The sequence below is a fragment of the Methylobacterium sp. WL18 genome (genome assembly GCF_008040015.1).
Taxonomy (GTDB): Bacteria; Pseudomonadota; Alphaproteobacteria; order Rhizobiales; family Beijerinckiaceae; genus Methylobacterium; species Methylobacterium mesophilicum.
The window spans coordinates 1-2,173 of record NZ_VRVD01000718.1 but is presented as its reverse complement, the minus strand read 5'-3'; the positions used below and the strand labels follow the sequence as shown (position 1 = coordinate 2,173).

Here is a 2,173-nt window from a genome sequence, read left to right as displayed (position 1 = left end):
GGACGGAATCCGCCCGCGCCGCCGTGGCGGCCTGGGCCGAGCGCCACGACGTGCCGGTGGCGGTCTCGTTCCGGCGGGCCAACCTGTTCGATGCCGACCACCCGAATTTTGCGGGCGAACTCGGGATCGGGCCGAACCCGGATCTTCTGGCCCGGATCAAGGGCTCCGATCTGCTGCTCATGGTCGGCGGCCGCCTCTCCGAGATGCCGGCGCAATCCTACGGCCTGCTCGGCATCCCCGATCCCGGCCTGCCGCTGGTCCACGTCCATCCCGATCCGGAGGAACTCGGCCGGGTCTATCAGCCGGCGCTGGCGATCCAGGCGAGCCCGGGGGCGTTCTGCGCCGCCCTGCCGGGCTACGACGCGCCGGGGGTGGGGCGCGCCGCCGAGGCCCATGCCTCCTACCGCGCCTGGTCGGAGGCGCCGGACCCCAAGCCCGGGGCGTTCCAGTACGGCCAGGCGATCACCTGGCTGCGGGAGCGGCTGCCGCGCGATGCGGTGATCTGCAACGGCGCCGGCAACTTCGCCACCTGGATCCATCGCTACTACAGGTTCCGAGCCTTCGGGACGCAACTTGCCCCGACATCGGGGTCGATGGGCTACGGGCTGCCGGCGGCCGTGATGGCCAAGCGCAGCCTACCGGATCGGATCGTCGTGGCGCTCGCGGGCGACGGCGACGTGATGATGACCGTGCAGGAATTCGCCACCGCCGTGCAGTACGGCATCGCCATCGTGATCGTGGTCCTCGACAACGGCATGTACGGCACGATCCGGATGCACCAGGAGCGCGAGTATCCCGGGCGGGTCTCCGCGACCGAGCTGCGCAATCCGGATTTCGCCGCCCTGGCCCGCTCCTGCGGCGGCCATGGCGAGCGCGTCGAGCGCACCGAGGAGTTCGCCCCCGCCTTCGAGCGCAGCCTCGCCGCCGGCCTGCCGGCGATGATCCACTGCCTCGTCGACCCGGAGGCGCTGACACCGACCATGACCCTCGCGGCGATCCGCGCGAAGGCCCTGGCGGCACGCGAGGGCTGAGAGGCCCCGTTTCACCGACCCGGTGCGGAGCATCCGCACCCGTTTCGAACAGGAGTCGATTATGACCGTGCGTGGCGAGAACCTGATCGGCGCTCAGGCCCGGCGAGGCACGCAGGCCGCGTTCCGGGCCGTGGAGGCGGCCACCGGCAACACCCTGGAACCCGAGTTCCCGGGCGCGAGCCTCGACGATCTGGACCGGGCCTGCGCCCTGGCGGATTCGGCCTTCGACACCTACCGCGAGACCGCGCCGGAGGCCCGGGCGGCCTTCCTGGAGGCGATCGCGGCCAACATCCTCGACATCGGCGACGACCTCGTCACCCGCTGCATGGCGGAGACCGGCCTGCCCCGGCCGCGGATCGAGGGCGAGCGTGGCCGCACCGTGGGTCAGCTGCGCCTGTTCGCCGGCGTCTTGCGCGAGGGCAGCGCCTTCCAGATCCGGATCGATCCGGCGCTGCCGGACCGCAAGCCGCTGCCGCGGCCGGACCTGCGCCTGCGGATGCTCGCCGTGGGACCGGTGGCAGTGTTCGGCGCCAGCAACTTCCCGCTCGCCTTCTCGGTGGCCGGGGGCGACACCGCCTCGGCGCTGGCGGCCGGCTGCCCGGTGATCGTCAAGGCGCACCCGGCCCATCCCGGCACTTCGGAATTGGTCGGCCGGGCGATCCAGAAGGCGGTCGCCGCGAGCGGCCTGCCGGAGGGCGTCTTCTCGCTGCTGTTCGATGCCGGCCAGTCGATCGGGCAGGGGCTGGTGGCCGATCCCCGGATCGCCGCGGTCGGCTTCACCGGATCGCGCCGGGGCGGCACCGCCTTGATGGAGATCGCGGCCAAGCGTCCCCGCCCGATCCCGGTCTATGCCGAGATGAGCAGCATCAACCCGGTCCTGCTGTTCCCGGGCGCCCTGGCGGCGCGGGGCGAGGCGATCGGGCGAGCCTTCGCGGCCTCGCTGACCCTCGGAGCCGGGCAGTTCTGCACCAATCCGGGCCTGCTGATCGGGATCGCGGGCTCCGACCTGGAGGCCTTCGCGGAGGCCGCCGCGACGGCGATTCGCGAGAGCGCGCCGCACGCGATGCTGACCGCCGACATCCGCGCCCGCTTCGAGCGCGGCGTCGCCGAGATGGCGGGCCGCCCGGGGGTCACGGTGGCGG

2 protein-coding genes are annotated in these 2,173 nt (G+C 72.9%); both read left to right on the top strand.

Annotated elements, in window-relative coordinates:
* Positions 1-1,031 (top strand): thiamine pyrophosphate-dependent enzyme (locus tag FV228_RS27435; protein ID WP_246694050.1); only part of this gene is annotated, 1,031 nt, incomplete at its 5' end.
* A 61-nt stretch (positions 1,032-1,092) separates the two neighbouring features.
* Positions 1,093-2,173 (top strand): aldehyde dehydrogenase family protein (locus FV228_RS27430; RefSeq protein ID WP_147857397.1); only part of this gene is annotated, 1,081 nt, incomplete at its 3' end.